Origin of the sequence: Nocardia sp. NPDC004151, assembly GCF_042874235.1 — a bacterium.
GTDB lineage: Bacteria > Actinomycetota > Actinomycetes > Mycobacteriales > Mycobacteriaceae > Nocardia.
On the sequence record NZ_JBIAMR010000005.1, the window covers coordinates 310,530 to 333,103 of the forward strand.

Annotated in this window: 25 protein-coding genes and 1 riboswitch; of the genes, 14 read left to right on the top strand and 11 right to left on the bottom strand. The window is 68.1% G+C overall.

The window, feature by feature from the left end:
- Window positions 1-8 precede the first annotated feature (8 nt).
- Window positions 9-683: a phosphatase PAP2 family protein gene (locus ACFYTS_RS14820; RefSeq protein ID WP_357277442.1), complete on the top strand. Its 675-nt coding sequence runs from the start codon at window positions 9-11 to the stop codon at window positions 681-683.
- Here ACFYTS_RS14820 and ACFYTS_RS14825 read toward each other — a convergent pair.
- Window positions 652-1,545, bottom strand: a complete 894-nt coding sequence (locus ACFYTS_RS14825) for a nuclease-related domain-containing protein (protein ID WP_387304377.1) — start codon at window positions 1,543-1,545, stop codon at window positions 652-654. The genes ACFYTS_RS14820 and ACFYTS_RS14825 overlap by 32 nt on opposite strands.
- Before the next feature lie 83 nt (window positions 1,546-1,628).
- Window positions 1,629-3,314, bottom strand: a complete 1,686-nt coding sequence (locus ACFYTS_RS14830; protein WP_387304380.1) for a GMC oxidoreductase — start codon at window positions 3,312-3,314, stop codon at window positions 1,629-1,631.
- A gap of 131 nt (window positions 3,315-3,445) precedes the next feature.
- Between ACFYTS_RS14830 and ACFYTS_RS14835 the strand changes: the two genes are divergently transcribed.
- The 7 genes from ACFYTS_RS14835 (at window position 3,446) to gcvP (ending at window position 10,476) form a co-directional block, all read left to right on the top strand.
- Entirely contained in the window at window positions 3,446-4,063 is a 618-nt protein-coding gene (locus ACFYTS_RS14835) for a CDP-alcohol phosphatidyltransferase family protein (RefSeq protein ID WP_357277434.1), read from the top strand.
- A gap of 57 nt (window positions 4,064-4,120) precedes the next feature.
- Window positions 4,121-4,525: a glycine cleavage system protein GcvH gene (gene gcvH / locus ACFYTS_RS14840; protein WP_357278132.1), complete on the top strand. Its 405-nt coding sequence runs from the start codon at window positions 4,121-4,123 to the stop codon at window positions 4,523-4,525.
- Window positions 4,526-4,711: 186 nt separating this feature from the next.
- On the top strand, window positions 4,712-5,179 hold the full coding sequence (gene garA, locus ACFYTS_RS14845; RefSeq protein WP_213555026.1) for a glycogen accumulation regulator GarA: 468 nt from the start codon (window positions 4,712-4,714) through the stop codon (window positions 5,177-5,179).
- 44 nt (window positions 5,180-5,223) lie between these two features.
- On the top strand, window positions 5,224-6,009 hold the full coding sequence (locus ACFYTS_RS14850) for a MerR family transcriptional regulator (RefSeq protein WP_357085015.1): 786 nt from the start codon (window positions 5,224-5,226) through the stop codon (window positions 6,007-6,009).
- Between the two features lie 67 nt (window positions 6,010-6,076).
- A complete protein-coding gene (locus ACFYTS_RS14855) occupies window positions 6,077-6,550 on the top strand; it encodes a bifunctional nuclease family protein (protein WP_040807814.1) in 474 nt (157 codons plus the stop codon).
- Window positions 6,551-6,755: 205 nt separating this feature from the next.
- Window positions 6,756-7,322: a MerR family transcriptional regulator gene (locus tag ACFYTS_RS14860; RefSeq protein WP_387304385.1), complete on the top strand. Its 567-nt coding sequence runs from the start codon at window positions 6,756-6,758 to the stop codon at window positions 7,320-7,322.
- A gap of 51 nt (window positions 7,323-7,373) precedes the next feature.
- Window positions 7,374-7,469: riboswitch (glycine riboswitch) on the top strand.
- 160 nt (window positions 7,470-7,629) lie between these two features.
- Entirely contained in the window at window positions 7,630-10,476 is a 2,847-nt protein-coding gene (gene gcvP / locus ACFYTS_RS14865) for an aminomethyl-transferring glycine dehydrogenase (protein WP_387304388.1), read from the top strand.
- Window positions 10,477-10,783: 307 nt separating this feature from the next.
- On the opposite strand, the gene ACFYTS_RS14870 is transcribed toward gcvP, so the two are convergent.
- From ACFYTS_RS14870 to ACFYTS_RS14885, 4 genes are all read right to left on the bottom strand, one after another.
- Window positions 10,784-11,194 carry a hypothetical protein gene (locus tag ACFYTS_RS14870; protein WP_357277424.1) on the bottom strand — a complete coding sequence of 137 codons (411 nt, stop codon included), beginning with the start codon at window positions 11,192-11,194 and terminating at the stop codon, window positions 10,784-10,786.
- A gap of 90 nt (window positions 11,195-11,284) precedes the next feature.
- Window positions 11,285-12,886, bottom strand: a complete 1,602-nt coding sequence (locus ACFYTS_RS14875) for a hypothetical protein (protein ID WP_387304391.1) — start codon at window positions 12,884-12,886, stop codon at window positions 11,285-11,287.
- Between the two features lie 292 nt (window positions 12,887-13,178).
- Window positions 13,179-13,445 (bottom strand): WhiB family transcriptional regulator, encoded by a 267-nt coding sequence (locus tag ACFYTS_RS14880; protein ID WP_357277419.1) that lies wholly within the window; start codon window positions 13,443-13,445, stop codon window positions 13,179-13,181.
- A 57-nt stretch (window positions 13,446-13,502) separates the two neighbouring features.
- Window positions 13,503-14,048: an HNH endonuclease gene (locus ACFYTS_RS14885; RefSeq protein WP_387304395.1), complete on the bottom strand. Its 546-nt coding sequence runs from the start codon at window positions 14,046-14,048 to the stop codon at window positions 13,503-13,505.
- 17 nt (window positions 14,049-14,065) lie between these two features.
- On the opposite strand from ACFYTS_RS14885, the gene ACFYTS_RS14890 reads away from it, so the two are divergent.
- Both ACFYTS_RS14890 and ACFYTS_RS14895 read left to right on the top strand, forming a co-directional pair.
- Window positions 14,066-14,323: a hypothetical protein gene (locus ACFYTS_RS14890; protein ID WP_387304398.1), complete on the top strand. Its 258-nt coding sequence runs from the start codon at window positions 14,066-14,068 to the stop codon at window positions 14,321-14,323.
- Window positions 14,320-15,132 carry an amidohydrolase family protein gene (locus tag ACFYTS_RS14895; protein WP_357277414.1) on the top strand — a complete coding sequence of 271 codons (813 nt, stop codon included), beginning with the start codon at window positions 14,320-14,322 and terminating at the stop codon, window positions 15,130-15,132. The genes ACFYTS_RS14890 and ACFYTS_RS14895 overlap by 4 nt, the downstream gene beginning before the upstream one ends.
- Window positions 15,133-15,157: 25 nt before the next feature.
- Here ACFYTS_RS14895 and ACFYTS_RS14900 read toward each other — a convergent pair whose 3' ends face one another.
- The 3 genes from ACFYTS_RS14900 to ACFYTS_RS14910 form a co-directional block, all read right to left on the bottom strand.
- Window positions 15,158-15,739, bottom strand: coding sequence for a hypothetical protein (locus tag ACFYTS_RS14900; protein ID WP_387304401.1), 582 nt, complete (start codon window positions 15,737-15,739; stop codon window positions 15,158-15,160).
- Window positions 15,740-15,767: 28 nt separating this feature from the next.
- Window positions 15,768-16,082, bottom strand: a complete 315-nt coding sequence (locus tag ACFYTS_RS14905) for a hypothetical protein (protein WP_387304404.1) — start codon at window positions 16,080-16,082, stop codon at window positions 15,768-15,770.
- A gap of 266 nt (window positions 16,083-16,348) precedes the next feature.
- On the bottom strand, window positions 16,349-17,566 hold the full coding sequence (locus ACFYTS_RS14910) for a cytochrome P450 (protein ID WP_387304407.1): 1,218 nt from the start codon (window positions 17,564-17,566) through the stop codon (window positions 16,349-16,351).
- 100 nt (window positions 17,567-17,666) lie between these two features.
- On the opposite strand from ACFYTS_RS14910, the gene ACFYTS_RS14915 reads away from it, so the two are divergent.
- The 3 genes from ACFYTS_RS14915 to ACFYTS_RS14925 are packed head-to-tail and all read left to right on the top strand — an operon-like array spanning window position 17,667 to window position 19,272.
- Entirely contained in the window at window positions 17,667-18,092 is a 426-nt protein-coding gene (locus tag ACFYTS_RS14915; protein ID WP_387304410.1) for a hypothetical protein, read from the top strand.
- A complete protein-coding gene (locus ACFYTS_RS14920) occupies window positions 18,086-18,313 on the top strand; it encodes a helix-turn-helix transcriptional regulator (protein WP_357277401.1) in 228 nt (75 codons plus the stop codon). The genes ACFYTS_RS14915 and ACFYTS_RS14920 overlap by 7 nt, the downstream gene beginning before the upstream one ends.
- The gene (locus ACFYTS_RS14925) at window positions 18,310-19,272 is read left to right on the top strand and encodes an NAD(P)-dependent alcohol dehydrogenase (protein ID WP_387304413.1); all 963 of its coding nucleotides are present in this window, start codon (window positions 18,310-18,312) and stop codon (window positions 19,270-19,272) included. Before ACFYTS_RS14920 ends, ACFYTS_RS14925 begins: the two co-directional genes overlap by 4 nt.
- A 124-nt stretch (window positions 19,273-19,396) precedes the next feature.
- Here ACFYTS_RS14925 and ACFYTS_RS14930 read toward each other — a convergent pair whose 3' ends face one another.
- Complete coding sequence (locus ACFYTS_RS14930; RefSeq protein WP_357277396.1) at window positions 19,397-20,053, bottom strand: TetR/AcrR family transcriptional regulator; 657 nt, start codon at window positions 20,051-20,053, stop codon at window positions 19,397-19,399.
- Between the two features lie 89 nt (window positions 20,054-20,142).
- Between ACFYTS_RS14930 and ACFYTS_RS14935 the strand changes: the two genes are divergently transcribed.
- On the top strand, window positions 20,143-21,645 hold the full coding sequence (locus ACFYTS_RS14935) for an MFS transporter (protein ID WP_357277393.1): 1,503 nt from the start codon (window positions 20,143-20,145) through the stop codon (window positions 21,643-21,645).
- A gap of 297 nt (window positions 21,646-21,942) precedes the next feature.
- Here ACFYTS_RS14935 and ACFYTS_RS14940 read toward each other — a convergent pair whose 3' ends face one another.
- Window positions 21,943-22,446: a hypothetical protein gene (locus ACFYTS_RS14940; protein ID WP_387304416.1), complete on the bottom strand. Its 504-nt coding sequence runs from the start codon at window positions 22,444-22,446 to the stop codon at window positions 21,943-21,945.
- Window positions 22,447-22,574: the final 128 nt, after the last annotated feature.

Below are 22,574 nucleotides of genomic sequence, written 5' to 3' on the forward strand. Positions count from 1 at the left end.
GTGCAGACGTGAGCAGACCGATCACCCCCGTCCCCGAGCTCCCGGCGGCCCGGCCCCACCCGGCCACTCTGCCCGCCGTGATCCTGGCGGGGGTGATCGTCACCGTGCTGGTGCCGTTGACCTTTCCGTCCGGTGGCGGCTCGACGAGCGCGGACCTGGCCCTGGAGAACGGCATCCACTCGGCGCTCGACGCCCACACCTGGGTGTACCGAGTGCTGGTGTTCCCCAGCAACAGTCCCGTCGTGCTGACCCTGCTGGCCCTGTCCGCCGCGTTGCTGGCCTACCGGCGGTTGTGGTGGCAGGCGGGTTTCGCGCTGATCGCCCCGGAACTGGTGGTGGCGGTCAATACCTATGCGCTCAAACCGTTCTGGGAACGCAAGCTCGAGCACTATCTGGCCTACCCGAGTGGGCACACCGTGCAGTTGGTCGCCGTGGTGACCGCGTTCGCGCTCGTGACCGAATCCGCGCGGGTGCGCCGGGGCACGGTGATCGTCATGGTGGTGGTGCTGCCCGCCGTCATGATCGGCATGGTCGGTCTCGGATACCACCATCCGACCGATGTGGTCGGCGGCACCGCGGCCGCCGTGGCGCTCGTGGCCGCCCTCTACCTGCCGTGCCGCTACCTCGCGGCAACCACGGCGGGGCGGGTGGCTAATACAGCGACGCCGCCCCCGCCAGAATGAACCACACCACCCACAGGGCCGCGATGATGAAGCCCAGGGTGAGCATCACCCGCATGACCCCGCGCCCCACCTCGATCCGGTCGCTGCGGCGCGGATAGAGCTTCCACGGGCTGAACCACGGCGAGGGCATGACGAACCCCCGGCCCGCCGAGGCGTGCTCCTGCTCCAAGCGGGCCTGCTCCAAGGCGTACGCCTCGGCCTGCGCCTGCTGGGGGCCACCGTGCCACAGGGTCGGATCCACCGGGCCCAGGAAGCCCTCGTTCAGCAGATCCTGCGGTGCGGGCAGGTACGGCAGGATCCCCAGGCCGCGGAACGCCCACGCCACGTCATTGGCCGACCACTGCGGGCGCCCCCGCGACAGCAGACCGGTGAAATGGTCGCGCAGCCGCCGCTCGTCGCCCAGCAGCACCTGGAAACTCGGATCGTTCCACAGCTGGGTGACCTTCAGATTCGACCCCGGCGGCGGCACCACCAGCACGATGCCGTGGATGACCCGCTGCCCGAGTCCCCGCTCGGCCAGCCAGGTCTGCAACGCGAAGGTGTGATCGCGGGACTTGTCCAGGGGGCTGCGCTTGTCGCTGCCCTCGAAGGTCACGATCCGGTCCCCGACCCGCCACGGGCCGTTGACCGGCACCTGCAGCTCGCCGTCGAGACGCTCGGCCAGCGCCTCGGCCTCGATCACCACGCAGCTGGTCGGCGTCCACACCACCGCGTCGAAGGGATGCAGCTTGTCGCCGTGGAACAGAGTGCAATTGACGGTCGCGACACCCTGGGGGTCGGTGCTGCCCTTCCAGGTTCGCAGCCAGTCGATCAGCATTCTCTCGGCGTGCGTGCCGGCGGCGTTCTGCACTCGGACGAGCATCGGCTCTCACCTTCCTCGTCGGATCGGTACCGCGAATGGTACGGGCACAACAGCCCAAACTACCGCCGGGCGCGCCGCCGCGCTCAGTTCCGGTGGTCCGCCGGGAAAATCGGCAGCCGCAGTGCGCCCGGAGCGAACTCCGGCACCGCCGCCGACTTCGGTGCGACCGGGCTGATCCGACGGTACGCGGCGCCCAGCGGCGGCCGCGGATCGACCTCGTTTCGGTTGGGCCAGAACGCCATTGCACGCTCGGCCTGCGCGGTGATGGTCAGCGACGGGTTCACGCCCAGGTTCGCCGTCACCGCCGAACCGTCGGCCACGTGCAGACCCGGATGGCCGTACACGCGCTGATACGGGTCCACCACACCGCTTTCCGGCCCTTCGCCGATGACACAGCCGCCGATGTAGTGCGCGGTGGTGGGGATGTTGAACACGTCCATCGCCAGCATTTGCACATCGCCGTCGACGCGCTCGCCGAAGCGGCGGCCGACCTCGTGGGCCAGTGGGATCCAGGTCGGATTCGGCTTGCCCATACCCTGTTTCGTCTTCAGCTGCCCCCAGCGGCGGAACGAGGTCAGCGAATTGTCCAGCGACTGCATCACCAGCAGGATGACCGAGCGCTCCGAGGCCCGCCGCGCGTTGAGGCTGCGCGCGAACACCACCGGATGCAGCACCATGGCCAGCAGGAAGCGCAGGAACCGGAACGCGCCGCCGTCGACGATCGGCACCGACAGCGGGAACAGGCCGTTCTGTCCCTTGCCGTAGTGACAGACCTCGACGTGGGTGTCGGGCTCGGGGTGGATGGAGGAGGTGATCGCGATGCCCTCGGCGAAATCGTCGCGGGACTTGCTCACCACATTGAGAATCGCCTCGGAGTTGGAGCGGGTCAGCTCACCCAGCCGCGGCGAGAGGTTCGGCAGCACGCCCTCGTCACGCATCTTGTGCAGCAGCTTCTGGGTGCCCAGCGCGGCCGCCGCGAACACCACCTGCTCGGCGGTGAACACCTTGCGGCCCTTGCGGACCCAGCGGTCCGACCGCTGCGTCTCGATGGCGTAGCCGCCGCCGGTCATGGGCCGCACCTTGGTGGCCGTGGTGAGTTCGAACACGTGCGCACCGGCCTGCTCGGCCAGGTAGAGGTAGTTCTTGGGGGTGGTGTTCTTGGCGTTGTGCGGGCAGCCAGTGAAGCAGCGCGCGCAGTGGATGCAGCCGTTGCGCCGCGGGCCCGCGCCGCCGAAGTAGGGGTCCTCGACCTCCTCGCCGGGGGCGGACTCGTTGAAGAACACGCCGACCCGGGTGGGGTGGAAGGTCTCGCTCACGCCCAGATCGGCTGCCACCGAACGGATCACGTCGTCCGCCGGGGTCATGCGCGGGTTCTCGGTCACGCCGAGCATGCGCTCGGCCTGGTCGTAGTAGGGCGCGAGCTCGGAGCGCCAGTCGGTGATGTGGGCCCACTGGCGGTCGGTGTAGAAGGCCGGGAGCGGCTCGTAGAGGGTATTGCCGTAGATCAGCGACCCGCCGCCCACGCCCGCCGCCGAGAACACCGCGCACTTGCCCAGCACGCTGATCCGCTGGGTGCCGGTCAGGCCCAGGCGCGGGGCCCAGATCGCCTTGCGCACATTCCAGTTCGTCTTGGGGATGTCTTCGGCGTTCCAGCGGCGGCCGGACTCCAGCACCGCCACCCGGTAGCCCTTCTCGCTCAGGCGCAGCGCGCTCACGCTCCCCCCGAACCCGGAGCCGATCACGACGACGTCATAGTCGAAGTCGGGCATGGTCATTCCTCTCGCGGTCCCAACCAGATGTGAGAAGGATTGCACACAACTCTCTCACGGAGTAGGTCCGCGCCCGGCGCGGCGGCGTGCCCGGATGGTGATGGCGCGCCGATTGGGGTAGGACGGGGACTGTGACAACCGAGCGGAACACCGAACCGGTGTACAGCGACCGCATCCTGACCGTGCCCAATGTGCTCAGCTTGGTGCGGCTGATCGGCGTGCCGGTGTTCCTGTGGCTGCTGCTGGTCGAGAAGGCCGACGGCTGGGCCTTCGCGCTGCTGGTCGCCAGCGGTTTCACCGACTTCCTCGACGGCAAGCTGGCCCGGCTGTTGGATCAGTCGTCCAGATTGGGCGCGATCCTGGATCCGCTGGTCGACCGGCTGTACCTGCTGGCGACGCTGGGCGGCTTCCTGATTCGCGGCATCCTGCCCTGGTGGGTGGTGCTGATCCTGGTCGCCCGCGACGGCATCCTGACCCTCACCCTGGGCATCTACAAGCGCCGCGACCTGCCCCCGCCCGAGGTCATCTACCTGGGCAAGGCCGCCACCTTCGCGCTCATGTCGGCGCTGCCCTGGCTGCTGGCCGGGCAGATGGACTGGGCCGCCGCGGGTTTCGGCCGCGCCTTCGGTGGGGCATTCTTGATCTGGGGCACGGCGGTCTACGTCTGGACCGGAATCCTGTACCTCGGCAAAGCCCTCGCCGTGGCCCGAGCGATACCGCCCGTGCCACACCATGATCACTCCCGATAGGGTGTGCGACGGACGGATCGACGACGATCCCGAGAGGAACCGCCCGTTGAAAGGACACTGCCAGTGACCGCAGTACCCGAGGATTTGCGCTACTCCGAGGAGCACGAGTGGGTGAGCAAGGTGGGTCCGACCCGGGTGCGGGTGGGCATCACCGACTACGCGCAGTCGCAGTTGGGTGACGTCGTGTTCGTGCAGCTGCCCGCGGTGGACTCCGAGGCACCGGCCGGTGAGAGCATCGCCGAGATCGAATCCACCAAGAGCGTGTCCGACATCTACGCCCCGCTGGCCGGGAAAGTCGTTGCGGTGAACGATCTTCTGGATGCCGAGCCCGAGACCGTCAACTCCGACGCCTACGGCGACGGGTGGCTGTTCGAGCTCGAGGTCGACTCCGCCGAGGCGCTCGAAGCCGGCCTGGGCAAGCTGCTCGATGCCGCAGGTTATCAAGGAGTTATCGGAGGCTGAAGCAGCCTTCACAGTTCTACCTGCACGGGTACGCCCTGGCAGGGTACGGTCAATGCCAACAGAAGTGCGCGCAGCCGGTGCCCGGAATTTCCGGAACCCACCCGAGGCGGGGAGCGGCCGGAGCGCCGCATCGCTGAGGGCATCAATTGCTTGCATGGATTATTCGGTTCGAGGAGGAGAGCAAGGGTGAGCGAGAACAAGGACCCGGGTTACCAGGAAACGGCAGCAGAGACCACTTCGGTGTTCCGTGCCGACTTCCTGAACGAGGTCGACACGTCGCGCACCGAGCAGACCGGCGAGCAGCCGGTGCAGGGGGTGGAGGGTCTGCCCGCGGGCGCGGCCCTGCTGGTGGTCAAGCGTGGTCCGAACGCCGGTTCGCGCTTCCTGCTCGACCAGCCGACCACCTCGGCGGGACGCCATCCCGACAGTGACATCTTCCTGGACGATGTCACGGTCAGCCGTCGCCACGCGGAATTCCGCCAGGACGACGACACCTTCCAGGTCGTCGACGTGGGCAGCCTCAACGGCACCTATGTCAACCGTGAGCCGGTGGACTCCTCGGAGCTGCAGAACGGCGACGAGGTCCAGATCGGCAAATTCCGTCTGGTCTTCCTGACTGGTCCGCGACCGGCGACGAGCGACTCGGCGCTATAGGGCCGAGCGGAATGACTGGCGCAGCGCAGTGGACGCGCGGAGGCATGTCGATCGGCTCCGTGCTGGATCTCCTGCGTCCGGATTTTCCGGACATCACCATCTCCAAGATCCGATTCCTGGAATCGGAGGGCCTGATCAGCCCGGAGCGCACGCCCTCGGGATACCGCCGCTTCCATGTGGCGGATGTCGAGCGCCTGCGCTTCGTGCTGACCGCGCAGCGGGACCAGTACCTGCCGTTGAAGGTGATCAAGGAACAGCTCGAAGCGATCGACAGTGGGGCGGCGACGCTCGGAGTCCGGGAAGCACGGGCCCGGGCGAACGCCGTGGGAGGCATCGTGCCCGAATCCCGAGGTATTCCGGAAACCCCGGATGCCTTGTCCGCCAACGGGGGCGGCCGGCTGCGCCGGTTGAACGCCGTGCCCGGTGAGGTGTCGCCCGAGGAACTCCGGTTCGACCACGAAATCCGGATCACCCGGGCGGATCTGCTCGATCAGGCCGGCATCGACGAGAAGTTCCTCACCGAACTGATCCGGGCCAATCTGATCACCCCCGGCGCGGCCGGGTACTTCGACGGCGATGCCGTCACTCTCGCTCGCACCGCCAAGGCGCTGAGCGAATTCGGTTTGGAGGCAAGGCATCTGCGTGCCTTCAAGCTGGCCGCGGATCGTGAGGCCGCCATGGTGGCCCAGATCGCCGCGCCGATCGCCAAGAGCCGCGACGCCGATGCCCGCGCTCGCGCCGAGGAGACGGTCCGGGAATTGGCCGCACTGTCGCTGACGCTGCACACCTGCCTCGTGAAGACCTCGGTGCGCGCTTCCCTCGGAGGCTGAAATCTTCGCCTAGACTCGGTAATACAGCCGGGTTGGGCGGCCTGGTGAGGATCTGGGAGGCAGTGCGATGAGCGAAATGCGTGTGATCGGCATCCGTGTCGAACAGCCACAGAATCAGCCCGTGCTGCTGCTGCGTGAGGTGTCCGGGGACCGGTACCTACCGATCTGGATCGGGCAGGCCGAGGCCACCGCGATCGTGCTGGAACAGGAGGGCGTCACGCCCATCCGCCCGCTCACCCACGACCTGATCAAGATCCTGATCAAGGAGCTGGGTCACACCCTCAAAGAGGTGCGGATCGTGGATCTGCAGGAGGGCACCTTCTACGCCGACCTGGTCTTCGAGAACGATCTGCGCATCTCGGCGCGGCCCTCGGACTCGGTCGCCATCGCGTTGCGGGTGGGCTGCCCGATCTATGCCGAGGAGCCGGTGCTCGAGGAGGCCGGGCTGGTCATGCCCGACGAGCGCGAGGACGAAGTCGAGAAGTTCAAGGAGTTTCTCGAATCGGTATCTCCGGATGATTTCAAGGCCACGGACAGCTGACCAACTGCTGACCGGGCAAAGCATCCGAAATGAGACATTTCCTAGTCTCTACCTCAGCTTTAGGGTGAGAAACACGCACTCGGCCATGCTTTTACGGTGCCGATTTTGCGGCCACAATCAGGGGAGTAGCCTCGATTGTCAGTCCAACGCTCCAGAGTCGATCAAGAGCCCAGCCCTGATAGGCGCGCAGTAAGGGAGTAAGTCAGTGGGAGATCAACCGCAACCTCGGGATGTGGTGCAGCCAGGGCTGTTCCCCGATGACACGGTGCCCGACGAACTCGTCGGTTACCGCGTGCCCAGCGCGTGCCAGGTGGCCGGAATCACTTACCGGCAGCTCGACTACTGGGCCCGCACCGGACTGGTCGTCCCCTCCATCCGCAGCGCCACCGGATCCGGCAGCCAGCGGCTGTACTCGTTCAAGGACATCCTGGTCCTCAAGATCGTCAAGCGGCTGCTCGACGCGGGTATCTCACTACAGAACATCCGCATCGCCGTGGACCACCTGCGCAGTCGCGGAGTCGAGGATCTCGCCGGAATCACCCTGTTCAGCGACGGGACCACGGTCTACGAATGCTCCTCCGCCGAAGAGGTGGTCGATTTACTGCAGGGTGGCCAGGGCGTGTTCGGCATCGCCGTGAGCGGCGCCATGCGCGAGCTCACCGGCGCCATCGCCAACTTCCCGGCCGAGCGCGCGGAGACCGCGTCCACCACGGATCGCCCCGAGGACGAGCTCTCGTACCGGCGCAAGGCGCGGATGAGCAAGACCGGTTAGTCCGGTCGGCAACATTCTTGTAACCTGCGGCCGCTTAGACTGACAGTGCGTCGCAGCCGTGCGGGAGAGTTCCGGGGATAGTCTCGGACGCCGAAGGAGCAGCACCTCCCCGTCAATCTCTCAGGCACAAGGGACCGTGCGGAGTATCGACGCCTCTGGAAAGTGATGGCCGCGTGCCGTCCGCCCATGGTGAAAGGTCACCGGTCGCCAGACCGGGGTCCGAATCTCTCAGGCATCGAGGACAGAGGGGGAGGGCAGACGACACGTCGACCCCATGGTCGACCCCCGCCCACCCCTTGGAGCAGCCGTGATCTGGACTCGATCCTTCGCCGACCGCCACATCGGCCCCGACAGCGGCGAAACCGGCCGCATCCTCGAGACCGTGGGCGTCGAGTCGCTGGACGAACTCGCCACCAGGGCCGTACCCGCCAGCATCCTGGACGCCCCCGAGGGCAATGGCCTCACCGTGCTGCCCGACGCCGTCTCCGAACACGAGGCGCTGGCCGAGCTTGCGGCACTGGCCAATTCGAACACCGTCGCCACCTCCATGATCGGGCTCGGGTACTACGACACCCTCACCCCGCCGGTGCTGCTGCGCAACCTCGTCGAGAACCCGGCCTGGTATACCGCCTACACGCCCTACCAGCCCGAGATCAGCCAGGGCCGCCTCGAAGCGCTGCTCAACTTCCAGACCATGGTCGGCGATCTCACCGGCATGGAGGTCGCCAACGCGTCCATGCTCGACGAGGCCACCGCCGCCGCCGAGGCCATGACCCTGCTGCAGCGGGCCAACCGCAAGTCGAAGTCGGAGCGGCTGCTCATCGACACCGACCTGTTCCCGCAGACCCGCACCCTGCTCTACACCCGCGCCGAGCCGCTGGGCATCGAGATCGTGGAGGCCGACCTGGCCGACGGCGGGCTGCCCGAGGGCGACTTCTTCGGCGTGATCGTGCAGCAGCCGGGCGCGTCCGGCCGGGTCGTGGACTGGGCCCCGGTCATCGAGGCCGCCCACGAGCGCGGCGCGCTGGTCGCGGTGGGCGCGGACCTGCTCGCGCTGACCCTGATCACCCCGCCCGGCGAGCAGGGCGCGGACGCCTGCTTCGGCACCACGCAGCGCTTCGGCGTGCCGCTGGGCTTCGGCGGGCCGCACGCGGGCTACCTCGCCGTGCACACCGCGCACGCGCGGCAGCTGCCCGGCCGCCTGGTCGGCGTGTCCGTCGACGCCGACGGCAATCTGGCCTACCGGCTCGCGCTGCAGACCCGTGAGCAGCACATTCGTCGCGAGAAGGCGACCTCCAACATCTGCACCGCGCAGGTGCTGCTGGCCATCCTGGCCGGCATGTACGCCTCCTACCACGGCGCCGACGGGCTGCGGTCGATCGCGCGCCGTGTGCACGGACACGCGCAGTGGCTGGCCGCCGGTCTCGGCGACGCGGTCGTGCACCAGACCTACTTCGACACCGTCCTGGTGAACGTGCCCGGCGGCGCGGAATCCATCGTGGCCAAGGCGAAGGGCGAGGGCATCAACCTGCGTCTCGTCGACGCCGACCACGTGGCCATCGCCTGCGACGAGGTCACCACCGACACCCACGTGGTCGCCGTGCTCGACTGCTTCGGCGCGGAGGTCCCGGTCGGTCCCGAGGGCGCGCTCTTCCACGGCAGGCAGCGTCCGCACATCGAGGTCCGCACCTCCGAGTACCTGACCGCGCCCGCGTTCACCAAGTACCGCACCGAGACCGCCATGCTGCGCTACCTGCGCGCGCTCTCGGACAAGGACATCGCGTTGGACCGCAGCATGATTCCGCTCGGCTCCTGCACCATGAAGCTCAACGCGGCCGCCGAGATGGAGGCCATCACCTGGCCCGGCTTCAACCGGGTGCACCCGTACGCGCCGGTCGAGGACGCGCCCGGCCTGATCAAGCTGATCGAGGACCTCGAGGGGTGGCTGTGCGCGGTCACCGGCTACGACCGGGTTTCCTTGCAGCCCAATGCCGGTAGCCAGGGTGAGTACGCGGGCCTGCTCGCGATCCGCCGCTACCACCTGGATCGTGGTGACTCCCACCGGGATACGTGCCTGATCCCGTCCAGCGCGCACGGCACGAACGCCGCGTCCGCGGCCATGGTCGGCATGCGGGTGGAGATCGTGAAGACCAGCCCCAACGGCGATATCGACCTCGACGACCTGCGCGCCAAGATCGCCGATCACGCCGAGCGGCTGGCCTGCATCATGATCACCTATCCGTCCACGCACGGCGTGTACGAGCACGAGGTGGCCGAACTGTGCGGCCTGGTGCACGAGGCGGGCGGCCAGGTGTACGTCGACGGCGCGAACCTCAATGCTCTGGTCGGCCTGGCCCGTCCGGGCAAGTTCGGCGGCGACGTCAGCCACCTGAACTTGCACAAGACCTTCTGCATCCCGCACGGCGGCGGCGGTCCCGGCGTCGGCCCGGTCGCGGTGCGCGAGCACCTGGCCCAGTACCTGCCCGGCGACCCGCTGGTGAAGGGCTCGCACGCGGTGTCGGCGGCCATGTACGGGTCGGCGTCGATCCTCCCGATCACCTGGGCCTACATCCGCATGATGGGCGCCGACGGCCTGCGCCGCGCCACCCTCACCGCCATCGCCTCCGCCAATTACATTGCGCGCAAGCTGGACCCGCACTTCCCGGTCCTCTACACCGGTGACAACGGCATGGTCGCCCACGAGTGCATCCTGGACCTGCGCGAGATCACCAAGCGCACTGGCGTCACCGTCGACGACGTCGCCAAGCGCCTGGCGGACTACGGCTTCCACGCCCCCACCATGAGCTTCCCGGTCGCGGGCACCCTCATGGTGGAGCCCACCGAGAGCGAGAACCTCGAAGAACTCGATGCGTTCATCGCGGCCATGATCGCCATCAAGGGCGAGATCGACCAGGTCGAAGCCGGTGTCTGGCCCGTCGAGGACAACCCCCTCCGCGGCGCCCCCCACACCGCCGAATGCCTGGTCGGCGACTGGGACCACCCCTACACCCGCGAAACCGCCGTCTACCCGATGGGCGTCAAGCACACCCGCGCCAAGGTCTGGCCGTCCGTCCGCCGCATCGACGGCGCCTACGGCGACCGCAACCTGGTCTGCTCCTGCCCGCCGATGGACTCCTACACCGACGCCGAGTGATTCGCCGTAGCTGAACCGGCAAGCGCCCCATCGGTTTCCGGAACCGGTGGGGCGCTTGCCGTTTCGGCGCGTCCTGCACGAGGTCGTCGTGATCGTGTCGTTGGGATAGGGCTGTCCGCGATCCTCGAATCCCACTTCCAGTGGGAGGAACGCCGCATCACGGCCGCTCTGGACGAGCTCGCCGCTGCCGGCCACACCGGCAGGGAGCTGTTCGGCACCGCGGCACGAGATAGCTGAACAGGCAAGCGCCCCATCGGTTCACGGAACCGATGGGGCGCTCGTCGTGGTGGCGCAGGGGTGAAACGGGTCAGGCGTGGACCGGCTTGTAGGTGGAGATCGCCCAGATCACCACGACGTCGAGGGCGATGATGAGCAGCGACCAGGCCGGGTAGTAGGGGATCCAGAGGAAGTTCTCCACGATGGACAGAGCCGCCAGCACGAGGGCGGCGGTGCGGCCCCAGGTGGAGCCCTTCAGCAGGCCGATCGACACGATGATCTGAATGATGCCGACACCGATGTGGATCCAGCCCCAGCCGGTGGTGTTCATCTTGTAGATGTAGTCGTAGCCGACGACCAGCAGGTCGTCCGACGCCACCGCGGAAATGCCCTGCAGGACCGAGAGCACGCCGATGACGAGCAGCAGAATGCCGGCACCGATGGTCGTTCCGGCGGCCAGGCCCTGCTTCAATGTGGGTTCGGGACCCGTACTGTGTGTCATCCGCCGAATATGCCACGAGTTAGCTGGCGGATCCGGACATTACGGCCATGTGTTGCCGTGCTGTTGCCCGGCCCGGATCCGCCCGCTGGGTCAGGGCGTCGTCAGCGCCTGCGAGACCGCCGTGCCGAACGGCAGATCCGCGGTGGTGCCGACTTTCGTGTAGGTGCCGCCGGTGCGCTGGGTGAGCGTTTGCAGGGTCTGGGTGCCCGCTCCGCCGACCACGATCACGTCGATGCGCACCGGATGCGCCGGATCGGTCGCGGCCGCGATATCGGCGAGCAGCTGGTCACCGGTGACGGGGGAGTCGTCCTCGGGGCCGTCGGTGATGAGCAGGATCGAATTGGTGCGGGCGGCGGCGTAGTTGGCGAGCACGCTCTTGTAGGCCGCCTCCAGGGTGGGATAGGTGCGGTCCTGCTTGGACTGGCTCGCGGTCACCGTGGTCAGGCCCTGGGCGAGGGCGTTGCGCTGGGCGTCGGTCAGCGGCGCGGTCGGGGTCACCACCTTGTGCGCGTTCGCGCCGTCGAGGTTCTTGGAGTACTCCCACACGCCGAGCCCGAACTCCGGCGGCATCACGGTCATGGTGGACGACAGCGCGGCCACGGCATTGCCGAGCCGGGTGCCGAAGCCCTCGGCGGTGGACATGGACGAGGAGACGTCGAGCAGGACCGTCGCCTGCACGCCGAGCACCGGGTGCGCGAGGATCTGATTCACCTTGTCCAGGACGGGTTTCGACGGCGCCTTCGTGGTCGCGGGGGCGGCCGCGCCGAAACCGTTGTCGGTGAACAGTTTCGACTGGTCGGGGGCGCGCAGGAAGTCGGCGAACAGGCCGGCGATGAGGTTCTGGGTCTGGTCGACCCAGCGGCCGGTGAGCTGTGCGGCCGGGAAATCGGCGACCGGGCCCGCGTCGTCGGGCCGGAAGGCGACGAGTCCCGCGTGCGCGCGAATCTGCTGCTCGGTGGCGGGCACGGCGTGCACCGGCCCGGCGGCATCGGGCGCACCGGCGAGATCGGCGAGCGCGCTCGCGGCGTCCTGCACGGCGGGCGCGCTCGCGGCCAGACCGGAGATCGCGGAGACGACCTGTCCGGTGGCGACCGCCTTCTCGTCGAGCGGATCGGTGCCGGAGACACCCGAACCGACCGCGGCCGCGACAGCGACCGTCGCGTCACCGCCGGGCATGGCCAGGCGCAGCTTGCCCCACGCGGGCAGCCCGGCATCGGCCAGCGAACCGGTCTGCAACCTGGCCAGATCCGCCCAGTGCGCCTTCGAGGTATCGAGGGCGTGGCGCAGCTCCTCGGGCACGGCCAGCACCACCGGGCTCACCGCGACCGGGGCCGGAGTGCCCGCGATCAAGCCCGGCACCCGCATCTGCTCGACCGATCGCGAGGACTGCGGAATCCAGAGCGCGGGCTGCGGCCCCAACGCCGGGTCCCACTTGTTCGCGACGAACGCCGCCACCATCGCCGCCGACGGCTGCGCGGTCACCGCCACCTGAGCGCAGTGATCGCGCACATGCGGCGCGGTGGCATTGAACCGATCCGCGGCGGCCTTCACCGGCGTCAGAATGTCCGGGTCGACGGTCACCGCCAGCGTGGCGGTCCCCTCCACACACGACGACGCGGCCCGGCTGTCCTTCTGCTTCGACCGATCCGACAACCATGCCCAGCCGACGACGGCCAGCCCTAGCACAATCACCGCGACGACTGCGATAACCGGTCCTTTGCTGACACCTCGTGACCCGCCCGCGGCGCGATGAGTACCCACGAGCGCCCATCCTATGTTGACGCCCACCACCCCACCTGTTCCAGCCGGTAACGCCCATCCCGCGACCGGCACGAAAACGGGCGGCCACCTCGGATCACCGAGATGGCCGCCCGAGCTGCCGACCCCCCACATCGGGGGCTCGGGGGCAGCGCCCCGCCGTCCCCGAGAGTGCGGGGCGAAGCCCGGCCGCGGGGAGGCGGAGGCCCGAGTCCCGAGCGTCGGGTCAGTCGCGGATCATCTTGCCGCGGTCGTACTCGTGCCCGCCCCAGACACCGGACTGGCCGGTGCGGGCCGCGAAGTCACCGCATTCGCGGCGGATCGGGCAGCCCGCGCAGATGCCGCGGGCGTAGTCGAAGTCCTGCGACGGGTACGGGAACCACGCCTCGTGGTTCGGGTCACCCTTGCAGGCCGCGCGCGCCCAGTAGTCCTTCGAGTCGGAGATGGGGAGCAGATCCGCCAGGGTCTGCTCCTGCAGTGCGGTGTTCGTCATCGGATCTCGCTCCTTTCATGTCCGATCACGCGTGATGGGTGTGTTTCGTGCGTCGAGTCAGGACGCGGCCAGTTCCTTCCAGATCTGGCGCTGGGCCCGTTCTCTGTCTTGGGGGGCCTTGGGCTCCCACAGCAGGCGCATGCCGGCCTCCGCGGGAGTCCGGTCCGCCTTGTACGTATTGCAGGGACCGCACGCGGCGATGAGGTTGGCCCAGGTATTGGGCCCGCCCCTCGACCGCGGGCGGATGTGGTCCACGGTGCGGGCCCAGCCGGAGCAGTACCCGCAGCGGTATCGGTCGCGGCGCAGCACCGCGGGGAGGGTGGCGCGGCTGTCGTCGTCGTGCGTCAGGATCCGGTGCTCGAGGTAGACGTAGCGGGTGAGCCGGATGGTCTCCGGCAGCGCCACCTCCACGTGCCGCGAGCGGATCGGGAAGTGCGGCTGCCGTTCGGCGACGGTCTCGGCGGCCCCGCCGAGCAGTAGCACCACCGCGCGCTCGGCGCGGATCGTGGTCAGCGCCTCGTAGGAGGCGTTGAGCAGTAGCACTCCGGCGTGTATCCAATTGTCGGTGGTTATCTCCGGGTCTTCGGCATGACGGAACAGCATGGGGGTCACCATGTTTCGTGAAAGGGATCGAGCGGGAAAAGGGATTCGGCCGGTTACGAATGGGCCCGGAGACGGCCGAAGCCCCGGTACTGTTCGTCGATACTCGGATTCAAAGCCGTCTCCCCCTTCCTGCTGGTCACGACCGTGTCGGTCGGCTGATCTTCGATGAATCACATGGTGGCACAACGACGCTGCGTTGTCGGCTGATTATTTTCGCCCCCGGTGCATGGACAACGATCCGCGACGGCCGTTTGTTCCCCACACTGGAAACGTGACGATCGACGCTTGGGCTCAGCATCCGACGGAGCGTTTTCTCGCGCGCGACATCTTCGATTCGCTGCGGCGGTGGACCGGGGGAGCGATCCCCACCGGGGAGATCCCGTTGCAGGCGACGCTGGCGGCGATGGACGCGGCGGGCGTCGACCGGGCGCTCATCTCGGCGTGGTGCGCGCCGGAGGGCACGCTCATCTCCAATGACGAGGTCGCCGCGTGGGTGGCCGAGGCCCCGGACCGCTTGACCGCCGTGGCCTCGGTGGACCTGCGGAGGCCCATGGAATCGGTGCGCGAGCTGCGGCATCGGGTCCGCGACGAGGGCTTCGTGGCGGTCCGCGTGCTGCCGTGGTTGTGGGAGGTGCCGCCGACCGATGCCCGCTTCTATCCGCTCTACGCCGCCTGCGTGGACCTCGGGATCCCGTTCTGCACGCAGGTCGGGCACACCGGTCCGCTGCGGCCCTCGGAGCCGGGCCGCCCGATTCCGTATATCGACCGCGTCGCCCTGGACTTCCCGGAGCTGACCATTGTGTGCGGTCACATCGGCTATCCGTGGACCGAAGAGATGATCGCGGTGGCTCGCAAACACGAGAACGTGGTGATCGACACCTCGGCCTACACCACGAAAAGGCTGCCGCCCGAACTCGTCTCGTATCTGAAGTCCGCGAGCGGGCGACGCAAGGTGCTGTTCGGCACCAACTATCCGATGATCCTGCCCCAGCACGCCCTCGACGGTCTGGACGCTCTGGGCCTGGACGAGGAGACCCGCGAGCTGTACCTGGACGGCAACGCGCGCCGCGTCTTCGGGCTCTGACGCGGCGCGCGGGGGTCGTGCGATATCAGGCGGCGGGTGCCGGACCGGCCACCGAGCCGTGGGTCCCGGTGTGCTCGACGGGCAGCTGGTCGTCGAGTGGAATCCAGTCCTCACGCCGCTGCGCGATCCGCCCGCCGGAGACGGCGATGGCCGTGGCCGCGAGATCGACGGCCAGTGTGGTGTCGTCCTCGGCCATGGCGAGGATCGACAGGCTCAGCAGTTGCGCGGTCCGGCTCGGTCCCGGCGTGGGGGCGAGCTGGTCGATGGTCGCGGCGGCCGGGCAGCCCGTCGACAGCATGATCGCGGCGGCCAGGAACTCGACCGGGGTGGACGCTGTCAGATGTGCGCCCCGAGCCGCCGCGCTGATCAGGCTGTGTGGCGTCGGGAGGCCTTGGGGCAGCGGCAGACTGGGGACCGCGCCCCAGCGGTGCAGCGGCGGGAACATCTCGAAGTCGGAGCGGCCCAGCCAGCGGCGGTGGCACAGCTGGGCGAGCCGCTGGGCGGTGTCGCGTAATCGGGTCTGCTCGGCCTGGAAGCTGAGCGTGATCTGCCTGCAGGGCAGCAGCGCGATCGGGCGGTTGACGGAAGGAACAACGACTACGTTCATGAGGCAGCTCGTTCTCTTCGCGGCGGGATCAACCCTGCACGTCGGCCGGCATCGGGGTGGTGCGGGTGCGGCGCCAGGCCGCGCCGAGGAACAGCGCCGAAATGGCGAACATCGCCATCAGGATGAGCGTCGCGAAGAACAGCGTCACGCCGGCCCCGAGGCTGCGGCCGCTGTGGTACCAGATCGCGGCGGCCGCCAGGACGGGACCACTGGTCAGGAGTGCTGGCATTAAAGACAGCAAACCAATAGCAAATAATGTGGATGTCGACGGGGACCGTTTGACCGCATCGAACCACTCAGCCAGTCGCTGGCTTTTTCTCACCGGCGTTGCTGTCCCGACCATTCTTGCGACACCTCCACATCGTCCGAAAATGCGGTCCCACCAGTACGGCCTGAGTGACGTTAACGCATCGAACGGTTTCGGAAGGCGGACTTTTATCGAAAGGTGACCACTCGGTTTGTTCTGTCTCGGACGTTTGACCGCGTTTTCTCAGCTTGCCTTGGTATTCGCCACTTATTAGCCCTGGTCGACCGACCAGTTTTGTGACGCACGTCGCTCTCGCCGTGGGCGAGTCGTGGCACATCTCGGCTCCGGGTGGATGCGCGGGCCTAGAGCTGGACGGGAAGCTCCTTCAGGCCGTGCATGAGGGTGCTCGGATGCCATTCCAGCTCCTGTGCCGGGCGCGCCAGACGCAGATCCGGGAATCGGGAGAGCAAGGCCGAGAAGGCGACTCGCGCTTCCAGGCGGGCCAGGGGGGCGCCGACGCAGAAGTGGATGCCGTGGCCGAAGGCCAGATGGCCGCCGGTGTCGCGGGTCGGGTCCAGGGCGTCGGGCTCCTGGTAGCGCTCCGGGTCGCGGTTGGCGGCGGGGAGTGCGACGAAGACGAATTCGCCTGCGGGAATGTCGGTTCCGGCGATGGTGACCGGTTCGGCGGTGTGGCGGACGGTGCTCATGTTCACCGGCCCGTCGAAGCGCAGGAACTCCTCGATGGCGGCGGGAATCGCCTCCGGATCGGTCTGCAAGGCGCGCAACTGTTCCGGATTGCGCAGCAGTGCGAGGGTGCCGTTGGCGATCAGGTTCACGGTGGTGTCGTGGCCCGCGATCAACAGCAGCGTGGCCATTCCGACCAGTTCGGTCTCGGTCAGGGTGTCGCCGTCGTCGGCCGACAGCACCAGCGCCGACAGCAGATCCGATTCGGGCTGCTCCCGTTTCGCCCGCACCAGCCCGGTCAGGTAGTCCGCCATGGCCGCCGCGGCACTGGCCCGATTCTCCTCCAGCCCCGCCACCGCGACGAGCGCCCGAGTCCACTCCTGGAAATCGTCGCGATCCCCGAGCGGCACCCCGAGCAGCTCGCAGATCACCGTGATCGGCAGCGGTTCCGCGAACTCGTGCAGCAGATCCACCTCGTCCCGGCCCGCCAGCGCGTCCAGCAGCCCATCGGTGATCTCCTCGATCCGAGGCGCCAGCTCGGCGACCCGCCGCGGCGTGAACGCCCGGGTTACCAGCTTCCGCAGGCGCGTATGCCCCGGCGGGTCGGTGCTCAGCATGTGGGTCAGCACCGCCAACTGCTTCGGGTCCGACGGTGGCACACCGCGTTTCCGGCTGAGCAGCTCGTCGTTGACCGCCGCCGCCTTGCGCAATCGCGGATCGTTCAACGCGGCCCGCCCGGCCGCGTAGTCCAGCACGACCCACCGCACGATCCCGTCCGGGAATCGCACCTGCCGCACCGGCCCGTCCTCGCGCCAGCGGCGGTAGTGGGCGTGCGGGTCGGCGAAGAATTCCGGACCGAGCGATTCGATACGGTCCAGGGCTTCGAGATCGGCCATGGTTCCGACACTAGCGGATGGAATCGGTTGCGGCGAAGGCTGTTTCGCGACAATGTAAAGAAGTCTGTACATGCTGTCGTGTTTTCTTTACACTGATCGCATGCCTTACGAGGAAAAGCGAACCTGGATCCTGGGTGTCGTGGCCGTCGTCTCGTACGCGATCTACCTGATCATCGTGCTGGTGCGGGCGCGGCACGCGGCGCTGGTCGAGGTCGCCTATGTCGCGCCGATGCTGTGGGCGATCGGGGGTTCCATCGTGGCCTCGATCGTGGCTACCATCGCCGTCGCTATCGGGTCCCGCGATCGCGACCGGCGCGATCAGCGCGACCGTGAAATCGACCTGCGCGGAACGCATGTCGGCCAAGCATTCGTCGTTCTCGGCGCCATCGCGGCGCTGGTGCTGGCCCTGGCCGACGGTGACACCTTCTGGATCGCCAATGTCATCTACCTCGGATTCACGCTGTCCGCGGTCGTCGGCGCGGCCGCCAAGCTGGAGGCATATCGGCGGGGGATGCGGCCATGGTGAAACCCACGAAGGTCACCAACAACATTCGCGCCCTGCGGTTCTCGCACGGCGAGATGACCCAGGCCGAGCTGGCCGACCGGCTCGGCGTGACCCGTCAGACCGTCAACGCCATCGAACAGGGCAAATACTCGCCGTCGCTGGAGATGGCGTTCCAGATCGCCCGGGTGTTCTGCGCACCGCTGGACGAGATCTTCGAATATCCGGAAGAGGATGAGTCGTGAAAGCTATCACCCAGGACGCCTACGGCACCGTTGATGTGTTGTCCTACAGTGACATTCCCACCCCGCAGGTGGGTCCGGACGGGGTTCTCGTCCGGGTCCGGGCCGCGGGTGTGGACCCCAGCGTCTGGCACATGATGACCGGCGAACCGCTGGTCGCCCGGCTCGCGCTGGGCCCTCGCAGACCTCGGGAGCGAGTGCGCGGCTGGGACGTCGCGGGCATCGTCGAAGCGGTCGGCCCGCAGGTCACCGCATTCGAGCCCGGAGACGAGGTCTTCGGGACGGTCCCCGGTTCGTTCGCCGAATTCGCCGCCGCCCCCGCGGCCAAGCTGCAACGCAAGCCCGCGAACCTGAGCTTCGAACAGGCTGCGGCGCTGCCGATCTCGGGTACGACCGCACTCACCGGCTTGCGCGACGCGGGCCGCATCGAAGCCGGCCAGCGCGTGCTGATCATCGGCGCCTCCGGCGGTGTCGGTCACCTGGCGGTCCAGCTGGCCAAGCACTACGGCGCGGAGGTGACCGGTGTGTGCTCGGGCGCGTCCGCGGGCTTCGTCACCGGGCTCGGCGCGGATCATGTCATCGACTACCGGACCGAAAAGCTCAGCGGCCGTTACGACCTCATCCTCGATATGGCCGGAAACCGCCCGCTGGCGTTGTTGCGCTCCCTGCTGACCGAGACCGGCACCCTGGTCCTCGGCGGTGGTGAGGGCGGCGGCCGCTTCTTCGGCGGCCTGGGCCGTTCGGTGCGCGCCGAGTTGCTCTCGCCCTTCGGACGGCAGCGTCTGCGCGCCCTGCTGGCCCTGCCCAAGCCCGAAGCCCTGGCCACGCTCGCCGAACTCGCGACCGCGGGCGCGGTCGTCCCGCACATCGACCGCACCTACGCCCTGTCCGAAGCGCCCGCCGCCATCACGCACCTGGCCGCCGGCCACTCGCGCGGCAAATCGGTCATCGTGGTCAGCTGACTCGAAAACGCCCGATCGGCTCCGGCCATGACTCTGCCCGGCGCACAGGTGAATCAGCAAGGTCGGCGGACAGGCGCGGGGCCGTGGTCCTGATAGATGCCATACGGGGCATCTATCGGGCGGGTCAGTCCAGTCGGCCGTAGATCAGGCGCAGGATCGCTTCGGTGAGGTCGTCGAGGCCGCGAGCCACCTCGTTCGGGGGCGCCGCGGACAACTGCGACAGCCGGCCGTCGCGCATCAGGGTGACGAGAGTCGCCAGCGTCGCCGAGTCGATGCCCTCGGGAGCGAGGCCGGCCGCGCGGTCGCGCTCGATCTTGGCGGCCAGCGCGCTGGTGAATCGGTTCTGGATGGTGGCGATGAATTCGGTCAGTGGCGGGTAGTTGTTGTCGTACCCCTCCAGTGAGCAGACCAGGATCGTGCTGTTGTCGTGCCAGATCGCGGCCGTCCCCGCGAGTTGGGTGCGCAGGAGTTCGCGCTGCGGGCCGGCGGACGGCAGCCAGACGTGGGTCTTGGCGTAACCGTCGCTCACGTCCTCCATCAGGCGCGCGAGAACCGCGTGTTTGGACGGGAAATAGAAGTAGAAGCTGGTGCGCGAAATGCCTGTCGCGGTGGTGATGTCGTCGACGGTCACGTTGGCCATCGGCTTCTCGGTCAGCAGCCGGCGGGTCGCGTCGAGGATCTCGGCCTCGCGCTGATCACCCTTCGACACGGCGCCGCGGCGGCGCAGTCCTTCGGTCGTGACACGGGTCTGGTTCACCTTGCGTCCGCCCTGCTGCGCCATGCGTTCACCCTATTCGAGTTCCATTCCTGCAATGGACGTGTCGTCTATCATAATCGACACTGTGTCGATTCCGTCGTAGGGTTTCACGAATGACCTCCCCGCTCGAGCATCGGCGTTCCCCCTCGCCGACCGCGATCGTGCTGACCATGGCCAGCACCGTGTTCCTTCTGGCCATGGCCCAGACCCTGCCGGTGCCCGCGCTGCCGCAGATCGGTATGCAGCTCGGCGTCTCGGCGACCACCGTCGGATGGGTCACGACCGCGACCATGCTGGCCGCCTCGGCGCTGACGCCACTGCTCGGGCGATTGGGTGATGTCTACGGACACAAGCCGGTCATCCTGGCGACGCTGGCGGTGACGCTGGCCGGCAGCTTGATCGCGGCCTCGGCGCACAGCATCGATCTACTCATCGTCGGAAGGGCCTTGCAGGGGGCCAGTTTCGGACTGTTCCCGCTCGCGATCAGCGTGCTGCGCCATGAACTTCCCGCCGAACGCCTGACCGGTGCGCTGGCCGTCACCGCGTCCACGCTGGGCGTGGGCAGCGGTGTCGCGCTGGTGGCCACGGGTCTGCTGACGCAGGGCGGCGCGGATTACCGCCGCATCTTCTGGCTGTGCGTCGTGCTGACGGTGGTGGTGCTGGCGCTGGCGTTCTTCACCCTGCCGCGGCGCGCGGGCCAGGGCGGTCGCGTCGACTATGTGGGCGCCGCCGTCCTCGGTGTCGGTCTGGTCTGCTTGCTGCTGCCGATTTCCCAAGGCCACGAATGGGGTTGGGGCAGTGCCCGGGTGATCGGACTGTTCATCGCCGCGGTGGTCGTGCTGGCCGGGTTCCTGGTGCTGCAGTCCAAGCTGCGTTCGCCGCTGGTGGCGACCTCGCTGCTGGCGCATCGCCCGGTCGCGGTGACCAATCTGGCCAGCTTCTGCGTCGGTTTCGCGATGTTCAGCGTGTTCCTCGGGGCGACCTACTTCGTGGCGACGCCGCGGGCGCTGGCGGGCTTCGGTTTCGACGCCTCGGTACTGCGCACCAGCGTGGCCTTCATGCTGCCGGGTGCGGTGGTCTCGGTCGTGATGGGCCCGATCGCCGGCCGCCTGGTCGGGCGGATCGGGGCACGCTACGTCCTGTTGCTCGCCAGCGTCATCGGCCTGTTCGCACTCACCGCTCTGGCGCTGCTGCACACGACCAGCTCGGAAGTCGTTGTCGCACTGATCATCGCGAACGCCGCCATCGCCATCGCCTACGCCGCCATGCCCGCTCTCCTGGTCGCCAATGTGGCGCCGCACGAGACCGGCATCGCCAACTCGATCAACTCGATCATGCGCACCGTCGGCGGCGCGATCGGCAGCGCACTGGTCGTCACCATCCTCACCAGCGACACCCTCGGCCACGCCCTGCCCAACGGTGCGGTGATCGCGCTCCCGGCCGAAGGCGCCTACCGCATCGCCTTCCTGACGGGTGCGGCCTTCTTCGCGGTGGCAGCGCTGCTGGCCGGCTTCGGCCTCGGCCACACCGGCCGCCGCCTGACCCCGCACGAGGTCGAGGAGGACGCCGCCTTGGCCTCCGCCGGCGAATTCGCCACCGCCTCCGCCGCCCTCTGATCCGAAAACGCCCGAACCCCTCCGCCGTCCGTACGGTGGAGGGGTTCGCGCTGTCGTCCGCGCGGTCTTACAGCGGGATCGGGCCCGCCGAGCCCGAGGTGAACCACGACACGGTCGCGTTGACGTGGGTCAGGATGACATTGACGATCTCGAGAACGGCAGAACCCATCGATAAATCCTCATGCTCGGGGTGATTGACGCTGCGCAGCGTATCCGACCTGCTCCGAAATGGGGAATCCCCGGTCGACGAGGGCCGACCGGGGATTCCGTTGCAGCTCAAACGAAGTCGATGCGCGATCACATGCCCGCGGAGCCGCTGAAGATCGGTAGCACGGCAGCCGCCGAACCCGACGCGGAGCCGGAGTTCACGGCGCTGCCGATGATGCCGCACGCGCTCGACACGGCGGATCCCGGCGAGAACGAGATGTCGGGATACGTCGACGGATTCTTCGGGCAGATGCTCACATTGACCGAACGCGAGGAGACGCCCTGGGTGACCGTCAAGGTGTACGCGCCCACGGCCGGTGGGGTCCAGGTGATCTGCGCGAACCCATTGAGCCCGTCTGCGCTGGTGTACGGGGTGTCCTGACCGATAACGGTGCCGTTGACCGTCAAGGTCACCGGGCTGAGCCGGTCGGCCCCCTTGGTTGTGATCGATACGTGGCAGGGCACCGCGGGTGTCCCGCAATCGACGCCGAAATTGTCGATGGCGGCATGGGCGGTCGGGGTCAACAGCAATGGCAGCGCGAGCGCCGGCGCGCCGAGCAGCCCGGCACGAGCGATCCGCGAGGAGTTGATCATCGCCGGATCATATTTGGAATCAATGCTTTTCACACCTGGCCCGGCTGCCCCGGATTCCGGGGGCAGGCTCGGGAACAGGGAATCCCCGGGCGACCGTGGTCGACCGGGGATTCCGTGCCATGCGCCGA